We start from the raw sequence: 26,223 nt of genomic DNA on the forward strand, positions 1-26,223 counted from the left end.
ATTGAGCTACGAGCGCACGTGCCGAGGGCCGGACTCGAACCGGCACGGTAGTTACCTACCCCAGGATTTTAAGTCCTGTGCGTCTGCCAATTCCGCCACCCCGGCGAATGATGGAGCGGAAGACGGGACTCGAACCCGCGACCCCCACCTTGGCAAGGTGGTGTTCTACCACTGAACTACTTCCGCAATTAATATTATCAAGAAAGAATGCGGGTGAAGGGACTCGAACCCCCACGCCCGTAAAGGGCACTAGACCCTGAATCTAGCGCGTCTGCCAATTCCGCCACACCCGCAAGATGGTGAGCCATGGAGGACTCGAACCTCCGACCCTCTGATTAAAAGTCAGATGCTCTACCTACTGAGCTAATGGCTCACGTGGTGAAGACACTCATTGTTTTTTCGTTGCCTCTTCCTCTACTAGCGAATTCGAAGATGTCAAATGCGTCGAGGCAACTCGCGGCAAATTCATGGAAGCTTACGCTTGTTGCTCCCCTACTGAGCTAATGGCTCATATGCAATCAGGACACTCAGTATTCCGATGTCCCTTCCTCTTCTAGCCGATTCAATGATGCTAGATGCGTCGGGACAACTCGTAGCGCATTTATGGATGTTTAGCTCGCCGCTTCCCACCAAGCTAATGTTTTTTATTTATTGAAAATGGTGGAGGATGACGGGATCGAACCGCCGACCCCTTGCTTGTAAGGCAAGTGCTCTCCCAGCTGAGCTAATCCTCCACAACAACTGCCTAGCGACGACCTACTCTCGCAGGGGCGCTGGCCCCAACTACCATCGGCGCTGGAGAGCTTAACTTCCGTGTTCGGGATGGGAACGGGTGTTTCCTCTCCGCTATAGCCGCTAGGCAAGTGATAGACAAATTCTATTATAGTTCAACCGATAACATTGTCAAGAACTATTTTATTGCATCAAATTTCGCTAAAATTCGCTTCTTGCTGTTCATAAAAGCAAAATCTTCTCCTAATTTGACAGCTTTTTCTTTAGGTGTTTCTTATGTATTGTATTCGCCTTTAATACACCGTCATCCGTCTTTCAAAGCAGCTTTCATAATATATCATCTAAAAATCTTATTGTCAACTCTTGATTCCTCTTTCTTTTTTCGAAAACAACATTTATTATTTTATATAATTTATATTTAAAAGTCAACTATTTATTTTTTAAAACATTTCCCCTATGGGCAAAACGCCCATAGAGGAAAGGAACATCCTATTTATGACGCATTTGCGGGAATAACAATACATCGCGGATAGACTGGGAATTGGTTAACAACATGACAAGACGATCCACACCAATCCCTAAACCGCCTGTTGGCGGCATTCCGTATTCAAGAGCTTCGAGGAAGTCCTCATCCATCTCATGCGCTTCGTCATTTCCTTGTTCACGTTCTTTTAGTTGCGCTTCAAAGCGTTGGCGCTGATCGATTGGATCGTTTAATTCGGTAAAGGCATTTGCGTGTTCACGGCCGACGATAAACAACTCAAAACGATCGGTAAAGCGTGGGTCATCTGGATTTTTCTTCGCTAACGGCGAGATTTCTACCGGGTGGCCGTAAACAAATGTTGGCTGAATGAGCTTGTCCTCTACTTTTTGCTCGAAAAATTCATTGACAATATGCCCAAACGTCATGTGCGACGCTATTTCTACACCGTGTTCTTTTGCTAATTCCCGCGCTTCCTCATCGCTCATTTGTTTCCAAAAGTCAACCCCTACGTATTCTTTAATCGCATCGACCATGTGAAGCCGTTTCCATTCTGGCGTTAAATCCACTACATGCTCGCCATATTGAATTTTGGTCGTTCCTAATACTTCCTGCGCGATATGGGCGATCAGATTTTCTGTCAACTTCATAATATCGCGGAAATCAGCATATGCTTCGTATAGTTCCAGCATCGTAAATTCTGGATTATGCCTTGTCGAAATGCCTTCATTGCGGAACACGCGTCCGATTTCATACACTTTTTCCAAGCCACCGACAATTAAACGTTTCAAATGAAGCTCAATTGCAATTCGCATATACAACGTCATATCTAGTGCATTGTGATGGGTGATAAACGGGCGCGCTGCCGCTCCCCCAGCAACAGTATGCATCATCGGCGTTTCTACTTCCAAATAACCATGGTTATCCAAATAGCGCCGCATTGATTGAATAATTAAACTGCGGGTAATAAATGTATTTTTGCTTTCTGGATTCATAATTAAGTCTAAATACCGCTGACGATAGCGCTGTTCAATATCTTTTAAGCCATGATATTTCTCTGGAAGCGGACGCAGCGATTTCGTTAAAAATTCGTAGGATGATACTTTAATCGAAAGCTCCCCTACTTTTGTTTTGAATACTGTTCCACGAACGCCGATAATATCGCCTAAATCGGAAATTTTAAAAAGCTCGTATTGGTCTTCGCCGACCTCATCTTGGCGAACGTAAATTTGAATTTGCCCCGTCACATCTTGGATATGGGCAAACCCCGCTTTTCCTTTGCCGCGTTTTGTCATAATCCGTCCCGCGACGGCCACTTGTATTTGCCGCTCCTCAAGTTCTTCCTTCGACAAATCGCCATATAAATCAAACAGCTCTTGCGCTTTATGTGTGCGTTCAAACCGTTTTCCGAACGGATCTACTCCCATTTCCTGCAATTTTTTTAATTTTTCCCTACGGACGAGTAATTGATCATTTAATTCTTCGTGACTCATACACCATTCACTCCATTTAACAAGTTTTTTATGAAAAATACTGCCAGCGAAGGCTGGCAGTCGTCACTGCAATCGTTTCATTCGTTTCTTATACAGCCTGTGCATCTGTTTTCGGTCTGTTTTCCACTTCTTCGACGAAATTGAGCAATAGAGTAGCGAGCTGTTCACGAGTTTCGCATTCATTAATCGCGTTGCGAATTTTTGCCGCTCCGCGCACCCCTTTTAAATACCATGCCGCATGTTTGCGCATTTCCTTGACAGCAATATATTCTCCTTTTAATGCAATTAAACGGTCTAAATGCAAAAGGCATACATCCACCTTTTCTCTAACCGTTGGTTCTGGAATTAGCTCTCCTGTTTCTAAATAATGGACTGTACGGTAGATGACCCATGGATTTCCGAGAGCCGCACGTCCAATCATTACTCCGTCAACCCCTGTCTCTTCCAACATTCGTTTTGCATCTTGTGGGGTTTTTACGTCGCCATTTCCGATCACAGGGATGTTGACTGCCTCTTTTACTTGTTTAATGATATTCCAATCTGCTTTTCCTTCGTACATCTGCACTCTTGTTCGTCCATGGACTGCGACTGCTTTACCGCCGGCCCGTTCAACGGCTTGGGCATTCTCTACCGCATAAATATGATTTTCATCCCAGCCGATCCGCATTTTTACCGTTACCGGTTTTTCCACCGCATCTACAATGGCAGCAACCACATCATAAATTTTATTTGGATCTAAAAGCCATTTCGCCCCCGCATCACATTTCGTAATTTTTGGAACAGGGCATCCCATATTAATGTCAATGATATCGGCATTCGTGTTTTTGTCAACAAATTTGGCCGCTTTGACAAGCGTTTCTTTTTCCCCGCCAAAAATTTGCAGGCTTAACGGCTTTTCCCGCTCGTCAATATATAACATTTCTAGCGTCTTTTCATTATGATAGACAATTCCTTTATCGCTTACCATTTCCGCACAAACAAGCCCTGCCCCAAATTCTTTCACCGTAAGGCGAAATGCGGAATTGCACACTCCAGCCATTGGAGCAAGAACGACACGGTTTTTAATTTCTACATCGCCGATTTTAAACATCGGTTTACCTCCTTTCTATTCTCTCGACTCTAACTGCGGCGGAGCCAGCTCCTCTACAGATATATTTAACTGTTCGGCAATTTGTTGGATTAATTGCTCCGACGGAAAGCGATTTCCTCGTTCAATTTCTCCCAGTATCGATATGGAAATCCCCAGTTCTTTTGCCAACCTTTCTTGTGTATATCCTTTTAGCTTCCGAAAAGCGCGAATACGTCTTCCCCATTTTTCTGCTTCCATATACGAACTCCTTCTCTGTCAGGTAGTCGATCTATGAAGTCTTCCAGGCATTGGGAAACATTTGGGATATGAATATCATGATTTATTTCTAATAATGGAATCATCACAAACGCCCGTTCCGTCATACGCGGGTGTGGAATGATAAGCTGCTCTGTTTCAATATTTTCATGATTATATAGTAAAATGTCAAGGTCTAACGTTCTTGGTCCCCAGCGTATTTCCCTCTTTCTTCCAAATTTTTGTTCGATTTTTTGCGTCACCTCAAGCAATGCAAAAGGAGAAAGGGCAGTAGTAATTTTGACAACCATATTTAAAAACTTATCTTGGTTGATGTAACCGACTGGTTCTGTCTCGTAAATAGACGAGGTAGCAGTGACAGAAATTTGCTCATGGTTGTCCAATGCTTTGACTGCTTCTCGCAAATAATATAGTCGGTTCCCGATATTAGATCCTAACGCAATATACGCATAATTTTCCATCTAACGACCCCTTACGATTTCTACCGCTACGGATTCATAATGGCCTGGAATAGGCGGATTTGGTTTGGTGACTTTAACGGTACAGCGAATAACAGTTGGAAAAGAAGATAAAATTTGCCCAGCGATCGCCTCTGCTACTGCTTCAATCAGTGCGTACTTTCTTTTCTCAACAATTTGGCGGCACATATTGTATACTTCCGCATAATTAATCGTATCTTCTAACCGATCGCTCTTTCCAGCCTTCTGTAAATTCGTTTCCAAGGTGACATCGACAACAAAGCGTTGCCCAAGCGCATTTTCTTCCGGAAGAACACCATGATACCCATAAAACTCCATTCGCTGAAGATAAATTTTATCGATCGCCCTCCACTCCTTTTCCTAACATCGCATCCATCATTTTCGCCATTCGCGCAATCGGCAATACATCATGCACGCGCACGATATGAGCGCCCTTCACAATCCCCAGGCATACCGTTGCCCCTGTTCCTTCGACCCGCTCATCAACTGGCAAGTCCAACACACGACCAATAAACCGCTTGCGGGACGTTCCAAGCAGCAGTGGGTATCCGAGCTGGGTAAATTCGTCTAAACGGCGCATGATTTCTAGGTTATGCTCAAATGTTTTCGCAAATCCGATACCTGGATCTAAAATAATGTTTTCGTCTTTCACCCCCGCACGTTTTACGATCGCAACGCTTTCCATCAAATCTGCGATCATATCGGAAATTAAATCCTGATACTCTAAATGATGGCGGTTGTGCATTAAAATAATTGGAACATCATAGGAAGCGGCGACTTCCGCCATTTTTGCATCCGCTTTGGCTCCCCATACATCGTTAATGATATGGGCCCCCGCTTCAATGGCCTGTTTGGCGACTTCCGCTTTATACGTATCAACGGAAATCGGAACTTTCACCTCTTTCGCAACGGCCTTTACGACTGGAATGACGCGGCGCAACTCCTCTTCTAACGATACTTTTTCCGCTCCCGGACGAGTCGACTCGCCGCCGATATCAATGATATCAGCTCCGTCTGCCACGAGCCGCTTGGCATGCTCGACGGCGCGGTCGACATCATAAAACCGTCCGCCGTCAGAAAAAGAATCAGGTGTGACGTTGACAATTCCCATGACCATTGTTTTTTTACGTAAATCTAACTCATAATCCCCGCAACGCAGTACAAAAGGAGCTGCATTCGCTATGCTCATTGATCCCCAATCCTTTCTGTCAATTCATGTCTTGTCCATAAAAAGGGCGTAAAGCGTCTATAATGTTTCTGCAATAATGATGTAATGGTCCCATCGGCGCCTGCATAGGCGCGGCCCTCGACTTGATAAATCGGAACGATTTCCTGAATCGAATTCGTCACAAAGATTTCATCGGCTTGCTTTAGATGCGTTAGTGGGTAAAACCCTTCCTTATAAGCGATGTTTAGCGTCCTCAGCATCGCAAGCACAAACTGTCTTGTTACACCATTTAAAATGCCTGTACGAATTGCCGGAGTATATACGGTTTCGTTTTTTACCCAAAAAATGTTCGAAACGATTCCCTCGGCAACATACCCTTGTTCATTCAGAAAAATGCCTTCTGCATCTGTGCGGCTGCCCAATTCCCGTTTTCCTATAATATTGTTGAGATAATGATGCGATTTTAACCGTTCGGTTCCCTCCGGGGTATTTCGTCTTGCTTTTAAAATGATTCCTACTTTTCCTTTTGTAAAGGATGGCGCAGACAATGGCTTCATATACATAATAATCGTCGGCTCGCCGTAAGCAGCCGTTTGCAAGCCAATATCGCCAATGCCTGCAGAAACATTCAAACGAACATAGGCATCTCTTAACCCGTTTACTTCTAGCAATCGGTAAAGTATTTCTTTCACTTCATCGCGCGTAAAAACCTTGACAATATTCATCTCCCGCAAGCTTCCGTTTAGCCGCTCCAAATGGTCATCAAGCAAAAACGGATGACCGTCATAGGTGCGAAACGTTTCAAATACGCCAAGCCCATATAAAAAGCCGTGGTCAAATGGTGAAATGCGCGCTTCATCTTTATGGGCGATGTCTCCGTTGATATATATGTACATGTTACTATCGAACCCTTTTATATGTTTCTATAAAGTTTTTCAACAACTGCATTCCGTGGCTGGTCATAATTGACTCCGGGTGAAACTGCACTCCTTCTACTGGCAGTGTCTTGTGACGAATCGCCATGATTTCGTTTTCTTCTGTCCATGCGGAAATCTCGAAGCAATCCGGCAACGTTTCTTTTTCAACAATAAGGGAATGGTAGCGAGTAGCGGTAAACGGACTAGGAATGCCGCTAAAAATCGTTTTTCTATCATGGAATACTTGCGACGTCTTGCCGTGCATTAAACGGTCAGCGCGAACGATTTTTCCGCCAAATGCTTGTGCAATCGCTTGATGGCCAAGACAAACGCCAAAAATCGGAATTTTCCCAGCGAAATATGCGATCGCTTCGAGGCTGATGCCAGCTTCATTTGGCGTGCAAGGTCCGGGAGAAATCATAATGAAATCCGGATTTAACCTCTCTATTTCTTTAATGGTCACCTCGTCATTTCGTTTCACGATCAATTCTTCGCCTAGCACACCTAAATATTGTACTAAGTTATATGTAAAGGAATCATAATTATCAATCATGATAATCATTTCTATCTCACCTCATGCTCTTATATAGTTTCTCTGCTTCGCTCAGCTCTTTCGCTTTCCAAAGGGCTGCCGCCTTTTTCAAACATTCCTCATATTCATGTTCCGGATGCGAATCAATGACAATTCCAGCTCCTGCTTGCACATGGGCTATGCCGTCTTTCGCGATCATCGTGCGAATCGCAATGTTGAATTCCATATCTCCATTAAATCCGATCCATCCAATCGAACCGGTATACAATCCCCGCCGTACCGGCTCGAGTTCTTCAATAATTTCCATCGTTCGCACTTTTGGTGCACCAGTAATGGTGCCGCCAGGAAACATGGCTTGGATAACATCAAATGCATCTTTTCCTTGTTGGAGTTTTCCCGATACATGCGAAACGATATGCATCACATGGGAGTATCGTTCAATCGTCATCCACTCATCCACTTTCACCGTACCGTATTGACATACACGTCCCAAATCATTGCGCTCTAAATCGACGAGCATGGCATGTTCGGCAATTTCCTTTTCGTTGGCCAGTAACTTTTGCGCGATCCGCTCGTCTTCTTCTTTTGTTTTCCCGCGTGAACGCGTTCCGGCAATCGGTCTTGTGCTAATGTCATTTCCCCGTTTTTTGACGAGCAATTCAGGCGAACCGCTAACAATTTGAAACTCTGGGAAATGAATATACGCCATATACGGAGATGGATTGATGACGCGAAGCTGCTCGTAAATATGAAATGGATGTACCAACAGCGGCTTTGATTGGCGCACCGATAAATTTACTTGAAATACGTCGCCTTGGGCGATATATTGCTGCACCCGGCAAACGGCTTGCACAAACTCCTCTTTTGTCATCGAAACCGAGGGATCGACTTTTTTAGCCTGAAATGCCCAACGAATGTCTTCTTTCTTTTCCTGCAGCCAACACATCTCATAAAAGGAGAGCCGCCGCTCTGCTTCAAATTCTTCTCCATCCCTGTAATGAACAATCATATGCAGCTGCTGCTTTTGATGGTCGTATACAAATACATCGTCAAAAATGAAAAAATACATATACGGAAGCTGCAAGTCGTCTTTGGCATAGGACGGGATTTTTTCAATATATCGCATACCATCATAGCTGATATAACCGATTACCCCGCCCTGAAAAGGAATGTCGTCATCTGCGGCGGAAAGAGAGACACCGGCAAACCATTGCTTCAACAATAATAGCGGGTTGCCTTCATACCGTTTTTCTTCCCCATGATAAACAATATGGAGCTGATTTTCCGTCGCGCGAATGATGCCATTGGGGGCGAATCCGATGATGCTATACCGTCCGCCTTGGCCGCTTTCTAATAAAACATGATACGGCTGTTCATGCGCAATCATCTTATATTGCAAGAACCAGTCTCGGTGCGCATAAGAAACTGTCCGCCTCTTCCTTTTTCGTTTTTGTTCCATAGCAAGATCACCCCTTGCCTTCTACCGCTATATACCTATTGTACAATGAGTCGGCCAACATATCATTATAAAAAAAGTTCGACAGGGTTTCTTTCCCCCTGCCGAAATAGGACGATTTAGTCTTCGAATTGGTAAAGCGGCGTGCTTAAGTAGCGTTCGCCATTACTTGGAATAATGGCCAATACTTTCTTTCCTTTTCCAAGTTGTTTCGCCACTTTCAACGCGGCATGAATGGCAGCACCAGAAGAAATTCCGCCAAGAATTCCTTCTTCGCGGGCAGCGCGGCGAGCAGCGGCAAACGCTTCCTCCGTTGTCACCGTAATGACTTCATCGTAAATGTTTGTATCTAAAACGTCTGGCACAAATCCGGCTCCAATTCCTTGAATTTTGTGCGGGCCCGGTTTTCCACCCGATAATACCGGTGAATCAGCAGGCTCTACGGCATAAATTTTAATATTTGGATATTTTTCGCGAAGAACTTGTCCTGCTCCGGTAATCGTTCCACCCGTACCGACGCCGGCAATGAACGCATCTAATTGGTCGCCCATTTGTTCAACAATTTCCTTCCCTGTCGTTAAGCGGTGGATTTCTGGGTTAGCCTCATTTTTAAACTGTTGGGGCATAAAATAGCCATGTTCTCTGACTAATTCTTCTGCCTTTTCAATGGCGCCCCGCATCCCTTGGCTTCCCGGCGTAAGCACTAATTCAGCGCCATATGCACGCAATAAATTGCGGCGCTCTAAACTCATCGTATCTGGCATGACTAAAATCGCTTTATAACCTTTTGCGGCGGCAACCATGGCCAAGCCAATTCCCGTGTTTCCACTTGTCGGCTCAATAATCGTATCGCCTGGTTTTAATTTTCCTTCTTTTTCCGCCGCTTCAATCATCGCCAAGGCAATCCGGTCCTTGACGCTGCTTCCTGGGTTCATAAACTCAAGTTTTAGATAGACATCGGCACTGTCTTCATCGACAATACGATTTAGTTTCACTGCCGGTGTATCACCGATTAATTCCGTGATGGAGTTTACTGTTCTCGCCATGTTTCCACCTCTAATCCCGATTAATTTTATCGAATTTGTTTCCAATGTATCAATTATTGGCTTAATTGTCAATCATTTTGATCTTTTTAAATTTTTATGCTTTTTTCGCATCTGCAAGCTGCTTCAGCTGCTTAAGCTCCTCTTTGGTGAAGTGGTACGTTTCATTGCAAAAATGGCATGACGCTTCGGCGTATCCTTCTTTGTCGATAATATCTTGAATTTCCTGCGCGCCTAAACTGATCAACGCATCGGCAATTCGTTCCCGTGAACAGCGGCAAACAAACGCGACCGGAAGCGTTTCTAACACTTTGACATTTCCCTTCCCAAGCAGTTCTTCCAAAATCTCTTCGGGTGTCAATCCGCTTTCCACCATTCTCGAGACAGGCGGAATAGTCTGTAAGCGCCTTTCAATCTGATCAATCGTCTTTTCTTCCGTTCCTGGCATTAGTTGAAGAATAAAGCCTCCCGCCGCCAATATCGTATGATCTGGATTGACGAGTACGCCAACCCCAACGGAAGACGGAACTTGTTCCGAAGAAGCGAAATAGTACGTAAAATCTTCACCGAGCTCCCCGGAAATAATTGGTACTTGTCCAGTAAAGAAATCACGCAGCCCCAAGTCTTTCACGACCGTTAACATTCCATTTTTTCCTACGGCTCTCGCCACGTCTAATTTCCCATGTTCGTTTAGCTCAAAGTGCACATGTGGATTAGTGACATACCCGCGTACCTCTCCTTTGGCATTGCTATCGACAAGAATGGTGCCGATCGGGCCGCCGCCATCAATTTTAATCGTTAATGTTTCATCGCCTTTTAACATCGCTCCCATCATCACTCCCGCGGTAAGCGCCCGTCCAAGCGCTGCGGAGGCAGTTGGCCACGTTTGGTGGCGGCGCTGTGCTTCGCCAACCGTTTCTGTCGTGCGGGCCGCGTACGCTCTTACTTGCCCGTCATAAGCCAATGCTTTCACTAAGTAATCTCCCATACCAACTCAACCTTTCATTGTTTTTTATCTACATTTTTCTCATACAAAATTTTTAATCCCGTTAGCGTCAAAAACGGATCCACAATATCAATGACATTCGATTCGCTGGCAATTAAGGACGCTAATCCTCCTGTCGCAATCACTTTTGGCGGAACAGGGCTTTTTGCCTTCATCCGTGAAACAATGCCTTCTACTTGCCCTACATAGCCATACAAAATTCCCGCCTGCATCGCACTAACCGTATTTTTTCCAATAATATCGTCAGGACGGGCGATTTCGATACGCGGCAATTTCGCCGCCCGCGCAAACAGCGCCTCCGTTGAAATCATAATCCCTGGAGCAATCGCGCCCCCCATATATTGTTTATGTTCGTTAATATAACAATACGTCGTCGCCGTACCGAAATCGACAATAATGAGCGGGCTGCCATACAAATGGATGCCGGCAACCGCATTGACAATCCGATCGGCGCCTACTTCCCTTGGATTGTCATATTTAATATTTAGACCTGTTTTAATTCCTGGCCCGACAATGATTGGCTTAATATGAAAATATTTTAAACACATCCGCTCCAGCGCAAACATAATTGGTGGAACAACGGAAGAAATAATAATGCCATCAATGTCGGAAAACTGAAGACCGACATGGTTCAATAGCGCCTTGATCGTCATTCCGTACTCATCTTCGGTTTTGCCGCGGCTTGTTTCAATGCGCCAATGATGTTTTAATTCATCCCCGTCATATACCCCCAGCACTGTATTCGTGTTGCCAACATCTAACACAAAAATCATTGCCTCATCCCCACTTTTCACAAAATTATTACTTCCTTCATCATATCATACATTGTTTTTTCTGGATAAAAAAAGATGTCCCTGTAAAAGAGACACCTCTACTCATCTTTCTTTTGAATATTAATTTTGACGTCGTTGTTACCGCCTTGGTCTTTATTGTCTTGGTTGTTGCCTTCATCACTTTGATCGCGGTTTGGCAATGTGCCGTGCTCAAACAAATGTTTAATTTGTTCGGCATCCAACGTTTCTACTTCTAACAGTGTTGTAGCGATTAAATCCAATTTATCGCGATGTTGCGTTAAAATGCTTTTTGCCTTTTCGTAACACTCTTTAATAATGCGTTGAATTTCTAAATCAATTTCATAAGCAATTTTATCACTATAATTTTGCTCATTATGCAAATCGCGGCCTAAAAATACTTGCCCGCTCGGTTGGCCAAACTGCATCGGACCGAGTTTTTCGCTCATTCCGAATTCCGTCACCATGCGGCGGGCAATATTGGTTGCGCGCTGGAAGTCGTTATGCGCGCCTGTGCTGACTTCATTAAACACGATTTCTTCTGCTACCCGTCCGCCTAGCAAGCCGGTGATTTTATCCATTAACTCTTGTTTTGTCATAAAATAGCGGTCTTCTTTTGGAAGCATCACCGCGTAACCGCCCGCCTGACCGCGTGGTACGATCGTTACTTTATGCACCATTTCCGCATCGGCAAGCACCATGCCGATGACGGTATGCCCTGCTTCGTGGAACGCAACAATGCGGCGCTCTTTTTCGGAAATGACGCGGCTTTTCTTTGCCGGCCCGGCAATGACGCGGTCCGTCGCTTCATCAATATCGCTCATATCAATTTTCTTTTTGTTCCGCCGCGCTGCCACCAGAGCCGCCTCGTTCAGCAAGTTTTCCAAATCCGCGCCGGAAAAACCTGGTGTACGCATCGCAATCGTTTTTAAGTCAACCGATTCATCGAGCGGCTTGTTGCGAGCATGTACACGCAATACTGCTTCACGGCCTTTGACGTCTGGGCGATCTACCGTAATTTGCCGGTCAAAGCGTCCAGGGCGCAGCAGCGCTGGGTCTAAAATGTCTGGACGGTTGGTTGCTGCGATAATGATAATTCCTTCATTGCCGCTAAAACCATCCATCTCAACAAGCAATTGGTTGAGCGTTTGTTCGCGTTCGTCGTGTCCACCGCCAAGTCCTGCACCGCGTTGACGACCGACCGCATCAATTTCATCAATGAAAATGATACATGGAGCATTTTTCTTCGCCGTTTCAAACAAATCGCGCACACGCGATGCACCGACACCAACAAACATTTCCACGAAATCCGAACCGCTAATGGAGAAGAACGGCACGCCTGCTTCTCCAGCAACCGCACGCGCAAGCAACGTTTTCCCTGTTCCCGGAGGGCCTACGAGCAGCACCCCTTTTGGAATACGGGCACCAAGCTCGACGAACTTGCGCGGATCTTTTAAAAATTCAACAATTTCCACGAGTTCTTGTTTTTCTTCGTCCGCACCAGCAACATCACGGAAACGAACTTTTCTTTTATCGTCCGTATATAGCTTTGCCCGGCTTTTTCCGAAGTTCATCACCCGGCTGCCGCCGCCTTGCGCTTGATTCAGCAAGAAGAAAAACAAGATAAAAATAATGACAAATGGGATGATCGAGGTAAAGAAGGTGACCCATCCGCTCGTTTCGTCCGCCGGCAGGACTTCCACTCGCGTCCGCTTCGCCGCCGCATCAATACGGTTTAACACCGTATCGCTGTTCATGACATAAGTAGAAAAGTATTGATCTTCATTGTATGTCTTAAGCTGCCCTTTAATTTCATATACGCCGCGCTCCGGCTTCATGGAAAATGATTTCACATCGCCATTTTCCAAATGGGTAATAAACGCATCGTATGTCATCGGTTCTGTCCGCTGGTTGCTTCCGTTAAAGAAGCTGACCACGCCGATGACAACGAGAAAGATCAATAGATAAAATATTGTATTTCGGAAAATCCGATTCATTTCGTGCCTCCTCCCATATGAAACACACTATACTCAATACTATCATAGAAATTTGTATAAATACAAACGATTCGCTAGCAGCCGAAAAAAGCAATTTTATTTATTATACACTTCCGGTTTTAACACCCCAATAAAAGGAAGGTTGCGGTATTTTTCGCAATAATCCAAACCGTAGCCGACAACAAATTCATCTGGAACAATAAACCCAGCGTAATCCGCTTGAATGTCCGCTTTTCGTCCGGAAGGTTTGTCTAGCAGCGTCACAATTTTAATCGAGTTTGCCTTGCGGTAACGGAACAGGTCGACTAAATAACTTAACGTCAAGCCGCTGTCGATAATATCCTCAATAATTAAAATGTCCCTTCCTTCCACCGATGTATTTAAATCCTTTAAAATTTTCACTTCACCGGACGATACAGTCGCATTCCCGTAACTAGACACATCCATAAAATCCATTTCTAAATATGTATCAATATGCTTTAGCAAATCAGCCATAAACGGCATGGCTCCTTTTAGTACGCCGACCGCCAACGGAAACCGCCCATCATACTCTTCCGTCAAAATTTTGCCTAACTCCTTTACTTTTTCTTGAATTTGCTCTTCGGTAATCAGTATTTTTTGAATATCGTCTTTCATCCCCATGTTTCTTTTCCTCCTAGCTGTTCATCTGCTCTTTATAGTGTAATACAATATAGTGTGTTTTGGTAACATCGGTTGCTTCAAAAGCCGATTTTTTTAGCTTCGGAATCCATATAATATTTCCTTGTCCATCCTCGACAATCGGCCAGCGTTCTCTTTCATGCAATGGAATTTTCGCTTCAATGAAAATTTCTTTTACTTTTTTTGTTCCTGTCATCCCTTTCAACGTCATCCGGTCACCCGCGCGGCGCGTCCGTACCCGCAGCGGGAGGCAAACTGCCTCTGGATCGATAATAAACATATCATTTCCTTTCTGCTCATTCGGATAGTGTTCCCAAAATTCGCTAACGATTACATGATGATTTGGGAGGGGCAATACAGCCGGAATATGTAATTCGAATATATAGCCTGCATCTTTTTTTTCTTCCTGAAAAGTAAACAGGCAGCAATCATAAGAGCGAATAACCTTTAAGCCATTTGGCAAGTCTAACCTCCCCGAAGGACGGCGGCAACGCAAAAGCGTCAATATACTATGGATATGTACTGAAGAGAGGGAAGAAGGGACGCCTTGATAAAGATCGCCAAGCAACAACTGAAGTCCTCTTCTCTGCAAAGGCTTTGCCAACGCAAGAAACGGCTTAATTTTTAACATCACCGCATCGCGTTGTTTTTCCATTACTTTATTCAGCGCATCCCTCGCTAATTCCTCTAAAAACTCCTCATCTTCCATTACCATTTCGCTATACAGTTGAAACCGTTCATGAAGGCGCGGATTTTCTTTTTTTAACAATGGAATAATGTGATGGCGAAATCGATTTCGCGTATAATCTTCTTTATCATTGCTAGCGTCATGGCGCGGCGTGATTTGGTGCTGCCGGCAGTACGCTTCAATATCCGTACGGCTTACCGCCAGAAACGGACGGATAATGTATCCGCCACAAAACGGGCGCTTTGCAGGAATGCCGGCATAGCCTTTGCTCGTGCTTCCGCGCACGAGCCGCATTAAAATCGTTTCAACCTGATCATCACCATGATGGCCTAAAGCTAAATATTGCGCTTGATATTTTTTCATTACTTCCGCAAAAAATTGATAGCGGCATTGACGCGCTGCCTCTTGGGCTCCTAGTTTCGACCGGCGCTGGAACGCCGGAACATCGATTTGCTTCGCCTCACATATAATACCGCGCGTCGCGCAAAAATGTTTCACGAAATGCATATCTTCTTCAGACTGTTTGCCGCGAAACATATGGTCTACATGGGCAGCGATCAATGTGATATTCCATTTCTTTTGCATCGACCAAAAAAAATGCAATAGCGCCAGCGAATCCGGGCCGCCTGATACTCCAACAATCACTGTTGCATTCCGGGTAAGCAGTGCATGCTTTTCGATAAACTCGTACACTTCCGCGATCATTTCGAAAAAACCTCTTTATACAAACGTAGTCTTTCATTCTCATCGTACCATTATTGCAGTATTTTCTCAAAAATCTCGCCCATTATTTTATCAAGAAATAGCCGTGCTAGCGATAAAAAAATTTTATTAATGGAGCACTTGATGATACACATAGATGGCGTACACGCATAAAAGAACCGCAGCGATCAATACCGTTTCTACCACTCCTTTGGCTTTGCGGTGCTTTTTCTTTTTACTCCGGCGCGACATCGGCTTCATTCGCCGAACCGGCTGCGGATGATAACGAGAACGGGATGAACGATGAAAAGCTGCTAAAATGTCCTGCCTCATCTCAGATGCACGCTTATACTTTCCATCGATTGCTTTCAACAATACCCCCTCATATTTTCGTAACATTGTATCTTTCCGAATGATCGACAGCAGTTGGCTTCGTCCATCCCCTTTTCTCTCCAATTTCATCGGGCAGCAAGCGGTGATCATGATCATTGTTGCTGCAAATAAATCATATGATGGCTCTGCCCTGCGCGAACCTAATCCCCAGTAACCGCGATCATAAAGCTCCGTGAATTCCTTAATCGCCCTCCCTTGTAATGTCGTGCCGCCTACATCGAGAAGCCGGATCGTAGGAGGCGGACCGGCAACAAGCAAATTTTCCGGTTTTAAATCGCCAAATACCCATCCTTCCTGATGAAGCTGATCAAGGGCAGATAAAAGCTGCAACAAAAGAATAATAACCCACTCTTTCCCGTGTTTGCGAATAAAAGCAGGAAAACTTTCTCCTTTGATATATTCCATCACATAAAACGGGACCGTTTTATGTAAAAAAGGATTCATCCAATCATCGACATCTAGTAAAGAAGGTCCAAGGGCGACTCCCTGGACCTTGGAAAACCAGCGCAATATATTGACTTCCGATGTGACCGACGCGTGGTCATCGCTAAGCTTTACAGCAACAAGCCCTTTCCTGCTTTCCGCCAAATAAACAACTCCGTTTGCCCCGCTGCCAAGCTGTTTCAGGAGCTTGTACGAATGGCGATGCCATTTTCCCGTAATGACCGTTCCCTGCGGAAGATTACATAGATGATTCCTCAAAGTATGACTCATCATCGCCAATCCAGCTCCTTAATGATCTTTTTCTGCCGAAATACGCTAATGCTTCACGCAAGGCCGGCCCTGTTGGCGTCAATCCTCCCGATGTTAATTTTGGAAATACCGTCGACAGCTCTTCAATTCGCGGCGTCCAATCAACAATTTTCTCCACATCCCCCCGTTTTCCTGGAAATACAAATACAGCAAAGCGATTATCTCCCATCCGTGCGTTCAGACTAAGCGATAAATCAAGCAGCGCTTCTTTCACCGTTGGCAGTTTTGTTTTCATACTTCCGCTTGTATCTATCAATATTAAAACTTCTAATTTCACTGTCTCGCCAAGTTCATCGACTACTTCCATCACTTGGCCGCGTTTTTCTGGTGGCAAATCTTCAAGCGACACATCGGACCCTAATATTTGCTTCAATTCTTTATTTACGACGCCTTGAAGTGTTTGCGTCATCGCTTTTCGCGTTACCATTTGCACCGTCTGTGACAACTGCTTTGCATAAACGACTTGGCTAATCCCGCCACCGGATAAAGCAATCTCTTCAATTTCGCGCAATCCACTCTCATCAATCGTATCTTGATCAAGCACACCGATCACGTTCACGGTAATTCCCTGTTCTTTCGCTAGTGCAGCCATCGCAACTGGATTTTCTCCATGATTGGAACAACCATCAGTAATGAGCAAAATTTGCCGTAACGTCCCTTTACGCACTTTTTCTTTCCCTCCTCAGCTCTGATGTATTACCATCATCGCCGGAGGATAGGGTTTTTATACTATTATTGCGCTTTTTTTGTATACATATAAGCCGGAATCGTGGCCCATTTCGGCGTGTTATGTTTAATTTTCGCGACGACTACCGTCATATCATCGTCAATCCTTCCCGCTCGGCTACGAATCACTTCTTCCATGATTAAATCCGCCACTTCCTGAGGATCGTTCGTTTTTAATTCTTTAATTTTCCGTTTCATCCATAGGTCTTGATTTTCCACGTGCACCGGTCCTTCAAATACCCCGTCGCTCATCATAATCAATAAATCGCCGGCTTTTAATTGTTCGCTGACAATTTCAAATTCTACTTCCTTAATAATACCGATTGGCAAATTGCTTGCTTCAATTTTCATGACTTTATCGCCTCGTTTGACAAAACTCGGGGTGGAACCAATTTTTAAAAACTTTGTCACAGCGTTTTGCAAGTCGATAATCGCCAAGTCGAGTGTCGAATACATGTCTTCGGTCGTCCGCAAGGATAAGATGGAATTAATCGACTTAATGGCAATCGATTCATCAATCCCCGTTTGTAAAATTTTTTGCAAAAGGCGCAGCGTCTCGTTGCTTTCGTTATGGGCCCTCTCTCCATTTCCCATGCCGTCGCTGATGGCAATCGCATACTTTCCTGTGCCAAGCTCAATCATGGAATAGCTGTCGCCTGACACCAGTCCGCCGCCTTTTGCCGCAAACGCGACGCCTGTCTCGACGACAAACGCTTTCGTCGAGCCAAAGGCCACCCGGCAGTAGCCGTTCGGATATACAGCGCATTCTTCCCGTTTGACAACGATTGTTTCTCCTAAAATGTCCGACAGCATCGGCGCAATTAACTTTTCACATTCACCGTGGCCTTCGCAATACGGAATGCTCATTTCAATATCAATGTTTCCTTTTTCAAGGCTATAAATATCCACATGGCCGATTTCGATTCCAAATTCCTGCAAAGCATGGAAAATTTGTTCTTCCTGCAAATAATGGTTTTCGCGTTCCTTCTGAATTTCCTTAGCAAAATCCTCCATCACTTGTGAAACTCCTAACAGCTGTTCGGCGACCAATTTTCTGCTTTCGTTGATTTGTCTCCGCAGTTTGCGATTCGCCTGATACACCATCACGTCTTTTTCAATGAGATCCACTACTTTGTCCGCTTTGACGCAGTGGCGGTCCCATTCCCGCAATAGTTGGTGATTGTGTGGCAGCGTTTTCGCATCTGCTTCTAGCATAATTTGTTTCATATATTCATATGTTGTATCAAAGTTGTACGACCAGCATTGCTCTTTCTTAAAACAAGTTTGGCACGTTTTTTCAGTAATATCGCTCAAAAAGTAGTCAATCTCCCGTTCTCTATAATCGTCAGAAGCAGACAACCCCCCTGTGGAAAAGCTGTTGGCCAGCGCCTGAAATACATTTGAAAATTGAGAAACTCGCTGTGCCGTCACATCACGGATTTTTCGGACATATTGCTGTTGTTCATTCGTATATTCCACTGTACCGGGGATATGTTTTGCGATTTTTTCCGTTATGGAGCGGGATGTCAAAGTAAAGAGAATCACGGCAAAACATGATTCCATAATCGTCGGCACAATCTCCGTTTTGCCGTTCCCGTACAGTCCAATTAACAATGTGGCAATCAGCAATCCGAAAGACACGCCAGCTTTCTTTCCTTCTTTTAGAAGCCCTCCTAAAAGTCCGGCAAATGCCAGCAAACTCATTTCATATAAATTACCCACATTCGCTAAACTTAAAATCAACCCTGTCACGACCCCCACGGTAGAACCAATCGTCGCTCCTGCCACAAACGCAAATAGCAACACAAGATAGCGCGACATCACATGCTCGAGCGAAAGTCCGTAAACCGTCCAGCCGATCATTCCCGTTAGCATGGATGCCAGTAAAATGATTAACGAAATAATTTCTTCCGCTCTTAATGCATGTTTATATTTACGCACCGTTAGCAGCGGAATGCTTTGGATAAAAATAAGCGTTAACACCAGCCCTAAACCAGCTTCCACCAATGCCATGACGGCTTCGTATAACGTTTGGTTTCCTAACCAATAATACGAAATCGCTAATTTTGTAGAAAAGGATAGACAAAAAACAACAAAAGGCACCAATTTTAACGACTCACTAAAAAATTTTCGAATCCATGCATGAATAATGAGAAAACCAAACACTCCGACAAATACAAACAACGTTGTTTCAAACGATAAAGTAAGAGAACCTGCCAGCAATGCAATAAACGCTAATGCAGCCTTGTCGCGGCGCAACATATAAACAGCGGCGAAAAACGGTAAAGCAAACGGAGTTAATTTAGACAGAATAAGAGCTCGCCCAAGTAAAAAGCCGATAATAATAAGAAGAAATCCCTTATGAATAAATAAGTGTCCCAGCCGCAATTTCACATGGCGAACCCAGCGCGACAACACTGCTTGTGTTTCGTTAATAGACACTTCCGAAATTCGATTCATCAACCTTCTTTCCACTCTTTCCATTCCGATCCTCTCCTTTGCTTTTCTCTTGACCCTATTATATATTTGTAATAATCAAAAATTTGTCAAAAAAAGAAAAGCAAGAAAAAAAAACGTTCGACGCATTTCTTGCTAACACGTCATAAATTCACAAATTGGTTCTTCAAAAACACAAAAAAGAAAAAACGAGGATGTTCCTCGATCGAGAAACATCCTCGTTTTCATAGTGACCCGTACGGGATTCGAACCCGTGTTACCGCCGTGAAAGGGCGGTGTCTTAACCACTTGACCAACGGGCCTCATATGGTAGCGGCGGAGGGAATCGAACCCCCGACCTCACGGGTATGAACCGTACGCTCTAGCCAGCTGAGCTACGCCGCCACGCAACAACATCTAATATAATAATGGATCTAATATATTATTGTCAATAGGTTCCCGATCTAAATTTGATTAGTGAAATCTTCCATCGGCGTAGCGAAAATAGAGAAGACGATATAAATGTAAATGGGTGTTTCATATTTTGCGCTTTGTATCCAAGGATTGCGATGTTTTTCTTCTGTCACGCGCTAGCGTGACGAAGGCAAGCCACTGACTTGCCGTAGACTGTCGAAAAACGGTGCAATGATATTCCTATCCATCGGAAGTCGAATCTTCAAGTTAAACTGATATAGTCGCACACCTTCTTCCATCATGTGCCTTGGCAAATGAAATAGGACGCCCCTCGCCGAAAAGCCGAAACAAGAAAAGCATCCATCAAAGAAATGGATGCTTTTTATCCGTTATTCCATGATCTTAACCTGTTATACATTCAGCAGCAAGTTACCCACGTCTTGCTCCACGACCTCCCCGCTTCGACTCCATATGACGTCTCAGTGACGCCAGACGGTCTTCGCTTTCTTTCAAGAAACGACTGATTTTTTGTTCGAAGCTTTCTGCAGCGGCTCGGTCGTTCGTTTTATGTCGCGGACGCTGTGAAGACGGCGTGTCTTTTGCTTTTTTAATGGACAAGCCGATTTTCCCATCTTTCTCTACATTAATGACTTTGACATAAACGATATCTCCAACCTTCAGATGATCGTTAATGTCTTTTACGTAATTATCCGCCACTTCACTAATATGAACCAGTCCAGTGACTCCTTCTGGCAGCTCCACAAACGCCCCGAATTTCGTAATTCCTGTTACTTTGCCCTGTAACTTGCTGCCTACTTCAATTGACATAAAAAAAGTGCTCCTCCTTAAAAAACTTTAAAAATTATTTTCTTTCATTATAACGAATGCAAAAAACAAGTGTCAATAAGGCGGGCGCCCGTATTTCACCGGAAGACGCAAGCTGAACCTTCACAAGACTAAAGTCGGTGGCTCTGACGTACTAAAGAGTTTTCCTGCACCTGCGTGCAGGCACTCACTCTTGTTCCGCCAAACTTTCATCGACAAACACCCCACTGGTGTTTAGCGCCCTGTCAGCTCGGCTCAAAACCGTGTTTCACTCCATCCCAAGACTTAAGTCAATGCTTTTGCAAAAATTACTTTTCTGGGGTGACGAAAATAATCTCCCCATCTTTGGATAAATAGTATTTTTTGCGCGCCAGCTCCGCGATATATTCGTCGTCGTGCAGCTTTTTAATTTCCTCCTTCAGCTGTTTCTGCTGTTTTTCCAGCTTGTCTAACTTTTGTTCAAGCTGCTTTTTGCTGGCTTGTTTTGCTTCAATATCCTTTGCTTGAGATTGCATCGTATAAACAAATGCCGAAGAAACTAGCGCCAGTACAATCCCCAAAAAAGTAAAGCGGACGACGGCAATCCGCCGTCTTCTTGACGCTTTCTGCTTTTTCTCCTCCTGCGCTGATATGTATGAAGATTTTAATTTTGTTACATTCGTTTTGTGCGGTACACTCATTATTCTGCACCTCTGCTTTTATTTTTGCCATTTTGATATCCACGTTCTAATCCTATCTTTCATATTCTTCACCTGGCGAATAATTCCTGTTAGATAGGCAAAAATTTTTGTGCTTATTCTTTTCCAACTTGGCGGAGCGATCTTCCAAATGATCAAGCCCGTCCAGCGAAACGGAGCAACCAACAGCTTTGTACATTGATACAACATACGCAGAAATAGGCGAAGCAAAGAAAGAAGCGCTTTCCATATAAACAGTATGAAAACTAATAACATTTGAAAGAAGAACTGAACCGGGCGAATGAGGAGATAACGGCACAGCTGGATGAAAAATTGGTACAGTCTTGTTGCAAACCAAATCAGCCATTCTAGCACTTTTAAATAGATCGTGCGAAACAAACTTTGATAAGCGGCATAACCGCATAAAATCGCCAAGAAAATATAAAAGCGCAGCTCGCCTTGATTGACGAGCAGTAACACATAGAAAATGATTAAACCTTGAACGATCCAAAATAAAATGTCATTGATAAACACAATCCAATGGGCGCGATCCTGTCGCTGCAAAAAGCGATTATACGTATCCAATGCGGCGCCAAGCCAGCCTCCCATTCCAATCATCGCGAGCATGGTCGCCAACTGTGTTGTTAAGCTCATTTGAACAACTTGCTAAAGAATCCTTTAGCCTTCTCCTGATGGTCATCTAAGTAAACGAGATCGAAGATTCTTCCTTTAATCGAAACGACCCCTTTATCGACATCTAAATTTTTCATTTGCAAATTTTGCCCGCGGATCGATAAAAATCCCATTACCGTTTCTAGCAAAAATTCCTCATTATCAAAGCTTTCCACCTGTTTGACCCCGGTGATATCAAGGAGACGTCTTCCCCGCATAATCACATCGTGTTCTTGGACAGGACCTTTATTTGTATTTCCACCAAAATCATAATGTTGGCTCATTTTCATCCCCCGCATTCCTATTAAAATCAAGTCTAAGACAGAAACATTCTTTCCTAACCTAATGTTGGTACCATATGTATGAATGCGGGAGCCATTTTAGAACAAGCCTATATGCATAAATTAGATTTCTTCATCATCCTCTATTTTCGGAGCAATTCGTTCTTCGCGGATTACTTCATATAAATGGGCCGCCTCGTCTTTTTTGGTTGTTTCTTTTAAATCAATCACCCTTACTGTCAGCCGTTTTTGCCCAAATTGAATCGTCAATTCATCCCCTATTTTTACCGTCGAACTCGCCTTCGCCACGGCGCCGTTAATCGTAATCCGCCCTTGATCGGCTACTTCTTTTGCCAGCGTACGGCGTTTAATGAGACGGGAAACTTTTAAAAATTTATCTAAACGCATACCTTATCTCTCCCTTTTACAATCCTTTTTCTTTTGCTTCTTCCCAAAAGCGGTCCAGTTCGGCAAGGGAAAATGATGTGATCGCCCTGCCGCTTTTTCTCGCCTGCTCCTCTATATAAGAAAACCGCCGATAAAACTTTTGATTGACTATATGCAGCGCTTCCTCTGGATTAATGTCGTAGTAGCGGGCGACATTAATGAGCGCAAATAAAATATCGCCAAACTCGCTGATAAGCCGGGAACGATCATGTAGTTTTGCCGCCTCTTGCTGAAATTCAGCTATTTCTTCGGCAACTTTCTCCCACATCGGCTCGACATCATCCCAATCAAACCCTACTTTTGCCGCTTTTTTCTGCAACTCATACGCTTTTAACGTACCCGGCAGACTCTTTGGAACATCTGCAAGCAGCGAAACGGGCTCATCATTCGTTTCTTTTTCCTTTTCTTTAATGCGCTGCCAATTTTCCACGACCTGTTCGGCACTTTCCACCGTAACGTTGCCGAATACGTGCGGATGGCGGCGAATCATCTTCTCCGTAATTCCGCGGATGACATCATCAATGGAAAACATCCCTTCATCTTCGCCGATTTGCGCATGGAGCATCACCTGCAGCAGCACATCGCCAAGCTCTTCGATCATATGATCATCGTCATGATCATCGATCGCCTCAAACAGTTCATATGTTTCTTCGAGCAAATATCGTTTTAGCGAGGCATGGGTTTGTTTACGGTCCCACGGGCAGCCGTTCGGTCCTCTTAATGTCGCGATGACACGCCGCAATGTTTCAAAACGGTGATAAAGCAGTTTCTCGTCACGGACAGGAGGAACATATACGCTCGTTAAATTGTTCAATGTCGCCACACGGTCCAGCTCATATAGTGGAACTTTCGTTACCCTCTCCTCTTTGCTTCCCGCTGCCGTTACGATATAGACGGGATAATCGTCGGGAAGCTGTTCCATTAACGTCAATTTCACGTCCGATGCGATAAACGAATCATATACTTGACAAAAAATCGTATGCTTTGTTAATGACCATTCGCCCCCTTGTAATGAGGTAGCATCCATCAGCTGAAATCCTTCAATGGGATCGATTTTTAATGTGGTAAACAGCGCATCGAGAAAGCTTTGCCCGCCCTCAATGACAACGCGGCATTCATTGCGGCGTTCGGCTTCTAATAAAAGCTGCACCGTTTTTTCCGCTACCAGCGGATGGCCAGGAACAGCATAAAAGATGTCGCCTTTTTTCGCTTGTTCCAATAAAACTGCTGCAATTTCCTGATACACCTCTGTAAATTGTTCATGTTTTTCGTAAATAAAGTCAAAGGAGGTAAACGTGATTCCCTCTTCCTGTAATTCCTTGACAACAGGATGCTCCTTTGTCCGCAAAAAAAGCGGAGAAGCGGCTTTTAACTTGCGGTATACCCCTAACGGCAACTGTTCGATATCCCCAGCGCCTAATCCAAAAATATAAATCGTATTCATCTCTTATCACCTATTTCCTAATAATAAACGCAGTTTGTTTCCCAACGGAAGAAGAGATAATTCTTGTTCAGAAAATACATGTTCTTTGATCACTATGGTAAGATACGTAACAGCCCCAAGCAAAACGCCGCCTAACGCTTCGCCGACGGCGAACAGACGGCTGTCATCCCACGTTTCGACGAGCAATGCATACAGCCGCAATACAACTACCATCGCTGCGGCCGCTTTCACAACGGAATATATATAGTTTTTTCGGGGGGCGTAAAAAGGCAGTTTTTTTCGCAATGCGATGTATAAAAAGCAAGCCATTGCCGCATAAGACCCCGTTGTCGCAATGGCGGCGCCAATCATCCCAAGCGCAGGAACCAAAAGATAATTCAAAACGCTTTTCGTTGCCACCGCTACAAATACACCCGCTACGGCAATCCATTCATATCCCATTCCTTGCAATAGCGCCGAAATCGTAAGCGCCAATGTCGTAAAGAAAACAGAAGCTGTTAAAATTGCCAGAGAAAACGAACCGAGATCGTTTTCAAACAGCATGATATTAATTGGGCGAATGAGACAAATCAATCCTAAAGAAGCGCCTAATCCAATTACCAATGCGACGCGCAACGACAAATCGGCTTTTTCACAAAGAAATTGATCGCTGCGATGTTTTTTCGCACCGGAAATAAGCGGAACAAGCGCTAGCGAGAAAGAAGTCGCTACTACCGTGCCGAGCTGAATAAGAGGCTGGCCGCGGTCGTATATTCCTTTTAACAGTTTGGCGTGTTCCATGCCCTCTCCGCCTCGTTCGCCAAGCAAAGACAATAATAAAAACGAGTCTACTAATGGAATAAGTGTCAACACCATATTGGTAACGCAAATAATAATTCCTTTGACAAATAAATACGATATAATGCTCCTTGCTTCCGCACTCTTTATTTTGATATGTATTCTTCCTCTATTTTCCCTTCTTATCCAAAACGCTGTCAATAAAAGAAGTGCGGTCACCATTCCCGCCAATGTGCCGGCCATCGCCGCCGTTCCACCTGCATAGACGTCATATCCGCTTGTTATCAACGAATACGACAAGAAAAGGATGGCAGACACGCGGACAAGCTGTTCGCCGACTTGGGAAACCGCAGTCGGCATCATATGGTTATGCCCTTGAAAATAGCCGCGCATCAATGCAATAAATGGAAATAGCAGGAACGAAAAAGAAAGAAGGCGAATGAGCGGGGCGAGCTGGCCGTCGCCCATCCATATCGCAAGCTGTTTTGCCCCTATATAAAGGCTGGTAAAAATAAGCAGGCCAAGCATACATAAAAACAAAAAAGAAATTTGCAAAACGGAGGCAATTCCGTTTTGGCCGCGCTCTGCTATCCGCTCTGCGATCAGTTTGGAAATGACAACCGGATATCCATACAATGAAAGCGACATAGCAATGCCGTAAATCGGATACACTTGCTGATAAATATAAAAACCGACGTCTCCAACGATATTTTGATACGGGACGCGATAAACAGCGCTCAATAGTTTTGTTACAAAGGCAGCGATCGTTAAAACGACCGTCCCTCTCCATATGCTCCCTTCTTGCAGTTTCATCGTGTTTCTCCTTCCGCGCGCATAGCTTCATAAATCCAGTAACGATTGCTATTATAGCGCAAAAAAAAAAGGTAG

General features: G+C 44.3%; 25 protein-coding genes, 7 tRNA genes and 1 rRNA gene. All 33 read right to left on the minus strand.

Annotation, left to right across the window (positions count from 1 at the left end; all coding sequences use genetic code 11):
- Positions 1–19: 19 nt before the first annotated feature.
- The 33 genes from HT574_RS18610 to HT574_RS18770 all read right to left on the minus strand — a co-directional run bounded on the left by HT574_RS18610 (position 20) and on the right by HT574_RS18770 (position 26,148).
- Positions 20–105: transfer RNA gene (locus HT574_RS18610), tRNA-Leu, on the minus strand.
- Between the two features lie 6 nt (positions 106–111).
- Positions 112–186 (minus strand) — tRNA-Gly (locus HT574_RS18615).
- A 22-nt stretch (positions 187–208) separates the two neighbouring features.
- Positions 209–293 (minus strand) — tRNA-Leu (locus HT574_RS18620).
- Between the two features lie 4 nt (positions 294–297).
- A tRNA-Lys gene (locus tag HT574_RS18625) sits at positions 298–373 on the minus strand.
- 285 nt (positions 374–658) lie between these two features.
- Positions 659–734: transfer RNA gene (locus HT574_RS18630), tRNA-Val, on the minus strand.
- 9 nt (positions 735–743) lie between these two features.
- Positions 744–860, minus strand: a 5S ribosomal RNA gene (gene rrf, locus HT574_RS18635).
- 361 nt (positions 861–1,221) lie between these two features.
- Positions 1,222–2,706, minus strand: a complete 1,485-nt coding sequence (gene lysS, locus HT574_RS18640) for a lysine--tRNA ligase (RefSeq protein ID WP_175245724.1) — start codon at positions 2,704–2,706, stop codon at positions 1,222–1,224.
- A gap of 88 nt (positions 2,707–2,794) precedes the next feature.
- Positions 2,795–3,796, minus strand: a complete 1,002-nt coding sequence (gene dusB / locus HT574_RS18645; RefSeq protein WP_175245725.1) for a tRNA dihydrouridine synthase DusB — start codon at positions 3,794–3,796, stop codon at positions 2,795–2,797.
- A gap of 15 nt (positions 3,797–3,811) precedes the next feature.
- On the minus strand, positions 3,812–4,033 hold the full coding sequence (locus HT574_RS18650) for a helix-turn-helix domain-containing protein (RefSeq protein WP_175245726.1): 222 nt from the start codon (positions 4,031–4,033) through the stop codon (positions 3,812–3,814).
- Positions 3,985–4,512 carry a 2-amino-4-hydroxy-6-hydroxymethyldihydropteridine diphosphokinase gene (folK, locus tag HT574_RS18655; protein WP_175245727.1) on the minus strand — a complete coding sequence of 176 codons (528 nt, stop codon included), beginning with the start codon at positions 4,510–4,512 and terminating at the stop codon, positions 3,985–3,987. The genes HT574_RS18650 and folK overlap by 49 nt, the downstream gene beginning before the upstream one ends.
- Positions 4,513–4,872, minus strand: a complete 360-nt coding sequence (folB, locus tag HT574_RS18660; protein ID WP_175245747.1) for a dihydroneopterin aldolase — start codon at positions 4,870–4,872, stop codon at positions 4,513–4,515. It abuts the gene before it with no gap.
- Positions 4,865–5,719, minus strand: coding sequence for a dihydropteroate synthase (gene folP, locus HT574_RS18665; RefSeq protein ID WP_017435419.1), 855 nt, complete (start codon positions 5,717–5,719; stop codon positions 4,865–4,867). Before folP ends, folB begins: the two co-directional genes overlap by 8 nt.
- Complete coding sequence (pabC, locus tag HT574_RS18670) at positions 5,716–6,594, minus strand: aminodeoxychorismate lyase (protein WP_175245728.1); 879 nt, start codon at positions 6,592–6,594, stop codon at positions 5,716–5,718. Before pabC ends, folP begins: the two co-directional genes overlap by 4 nt.
- A gap of 4 nt (positions 6,595–6,598) precedes the next feature.
- A complete protein-coding gene (pabA, locus tag HT574_RS18675; protein WP_175245729.1) occupies positions 6,599–7,177 on the minus strand; it encodes an aminodeoxychorismate/anthranilate synthase component II in 579 nt (192 codons plus the stop codon).
- Positions 7,178–7,184: 7 nt separating this feature from the next.
- Positions 7,185–8,606: an anthranilate synthase component I gene (gene trpE / locus HT574_RS18680; protein ID WP_175245730.1), complete on the minus strand. Its 1,422-nt coding sequence runs from the start codon at positions 8,604–8,606 to the stop codon at positions 7,185–7,187.
- Between the two features lie 116 nt (positions 8,607–8,722).
- Complete coding sequence (gene cysK, locus HT574_RS18685; RefSeq protein WP_042410391.1) at positions 8,723–9,649, minus strand: cysteine synthase A; 927 nt, start codon at positions 9,647–9,649, stop codon at positions 8,723–8,725.
- 94 nt (positions 9,650–9,743) lie between these two features.
- The gene (gene hslO, locus HT574_RS18690; protein ID WP_017434494.1) at positions 9,744–10,634 is read right to left on the minus strand and encodes an Hsp33 family molecular chaperone HslO; all 891 of its coding nucleotides are present in this window, start codon (positions 10,632–10,634) and stop codon (positions 9,744–9,746) included.
- A 14-nt stretch (positions 10,635–10,648) separates the two neighbouring features.
- Entirely contained in the window at positions 10,649–11,425 is a 777-nt protein-coding gene (locus HT574_RS18695; protein ID WP_026078399.1) for a type III pantothenate kinase, read from the minus strand.
- A gap of 98 nt (positions 11,426–11,523) precedes the next feature.
- Positions 11,524–13,440 (minus strand): ATP-dependent zinc metalloprotease FtsH, encoded by a 1,917-nt coding sequence (gene ftsH, locus HT574_RS18700; RefSeq protein WP_017434492.1) that lies wholly within the window; start codon positions 13,438–13,440, stop codon positions 11,524–11,526.
- Between the two features lie 96 nt (positions 13,441–13,536).
- Positions 13,537–14,082 carry a hypoxanthine phosphoribosyltransferase gene (gene hpt / locus HT574_RS18705; RefSeq protein ID WP_017434491.1) on the minus strand — a complete coding sequence of 182 codons (546 nt, stop codon included), beginning with the start codon at positions 14,080–14,082 and terminating at the stop codon, positions 13,537–13,539.
- Positions 14,083–14,095: 13 nt separating this feature from the next.
- Positions 14,096–15,493, minus strand: coding sequence for a tRNA lysidine(34) synthetase TilS (gene tilS / locus HT574_RS18710; protein ID WP_017434490.1), 1,398 nt, complete (start codon positions 15,491–15,493; stop codon positions 14,096–14,098).
- A 126-nt stretch (positions 15,494–15,619) separates the two neighbouring features.
- On the minus strand, positions 15,620–16,600 hold the full coding sequence (locus HT574_RS18715) for a protein kinase domain-containing protein (protein WP_175245731.1): 981 nt from the start codon (positions 16,598–16,600) through the stop codon (positions 15,620–15,622).
- Positions 16,566–17,303, minus strand: coding sequence for a VWA domain-containing protein (locus HT574_RS18720; RefSeq protein WP_017434488.1), 738 nt, complete (start codon positions 17,301–17,303; stop codon positions 16,566–16,568). Before HT574_RS18720 ends, HT574_RS18715 begins: the two co-directional genes overlap by 35 nt.
- A gap of 65 nt (positions 17,304–17,368) precedes the next feature.
- Positions 17,369–19,846, minus strand: coding sequence for a stage II sporulation protein E (gene spoIIE, locus HT574_RS18725; RefSeq protein ID WP_175245732.1), 2,478 nt, complete (start codon positions 19,844–19,846; stop codon positions 17,369–17,371).
- A 203-nt stretch (positions 19,847–20,049) separates the two neighbouring features.
- Positions 20,050–20,121, minus strand: a tRNA-Glu gene (locus HT574_RS18730).
- 5 nt (positions 20,122–20,126) lie between these two features.
- A tRNA-Met gene (locus tag HT574_RS18735) sits at positions 20,127–20,203 on the minus strand.
- A gap of 438 nt (positions 20,204–20,641) precedes the next feature.
- The gene (locus HT574_RS18740) at positions 20,642–21,040 is read right to left on the minus strand and encodes a S1 domain-containing RNA-binding protein (RefSeq protein ID WP_017434486.1); all 399 of its coding nucleotides are present in this window, start codon (positions 21,038–21,040) and stop codon (positions 20,642–20,644) included.
- 305 nt (positions 21,041–21,345) lie between these two features.
- Positions 21,346–21,717, minus strand: a complete 372-nt coding sequence (locus HT574_RS18745) for an FtsB family cell division protein (protein ID WP_042410399.1) — start codon at positions 21,715–21,717, stop codon at positions 21,346–21,348.
- Positions 21,718–21,735: 18 nt separating this feature from the next.
- Positions 21,736–22,368 (minus strand): spore cortex biosynthesis protein YabQ, encoded by a 633-nt coding sequence (yabQ, locus tag HT574_RS18750; protein WP_175245733.1) that lies wholly within the window; start codon positions 22,366–22,368, stop codon positions 21,736–21,738.
- Positions 22,365–22,670, minus strand: coding sequence for a sporulation protein YabP (yabP, locus tag HT574_RS18755; RefSeq protein WP_003247459.1), 306 nt, complete (start codon positions 22,668–22,670; stop codon positions 22,365–22,367). Before yabP ends, yabQ begins: the two co-directional genes overlap by 4 nt.
- Positions 22,671–22,790: 120 nt before the next feature.
- Positions 22,791–23,075 (minus strand): RNA-binding S4 domain-containing protein, encoded by a 285-nt coding sequence (locus HT574_RS18760; RefSeq protein ID WP_042410401.1) that lies wholly within the window; start codon positions 23,073–23,075, stop codon positions 22,791–22,793.
- Between the two features lie 16 nt (positions 23,076–23,091).
- The gene (yabN, locus tag HT574_RS18765) at positions 23,092–24,558 is read right to left on the minus strand and encodes a bifunctional methyltransferase/pyrophosphohydrolase YabN (RefSeq protein WP_175245734.1); all 1,467 of its coding nucleotides are present in this window, start codon (positions 24,556–24,558) and stop codon (positions 23,092–23,094) included.
- A gap of 6 nt (positions 24,559–24,564) precedes the next feature.
- A complete protein-coding gene (locus HT574_RS18770) occupies positions 24,565–26,148 on the minus strand; it encodes a putative polysaccharide biosynthesis protein (protein WP_175245735.1) in 1,584 nt (527 codons plus the stop codon).
- Positions 26,149–26,223 lie beyond the last annotated feature (75 nt).

This window comes from Parageobacillus sp. VR-IP, from assembly GCF_013357975.1.
Taxonomy (GTDB): Bacteria; Bacillota; Bacilli; order Bacillales; family Anoxybacillaceae; genus Saccharococcus; species Saccharococcus caldoxylosilyticus.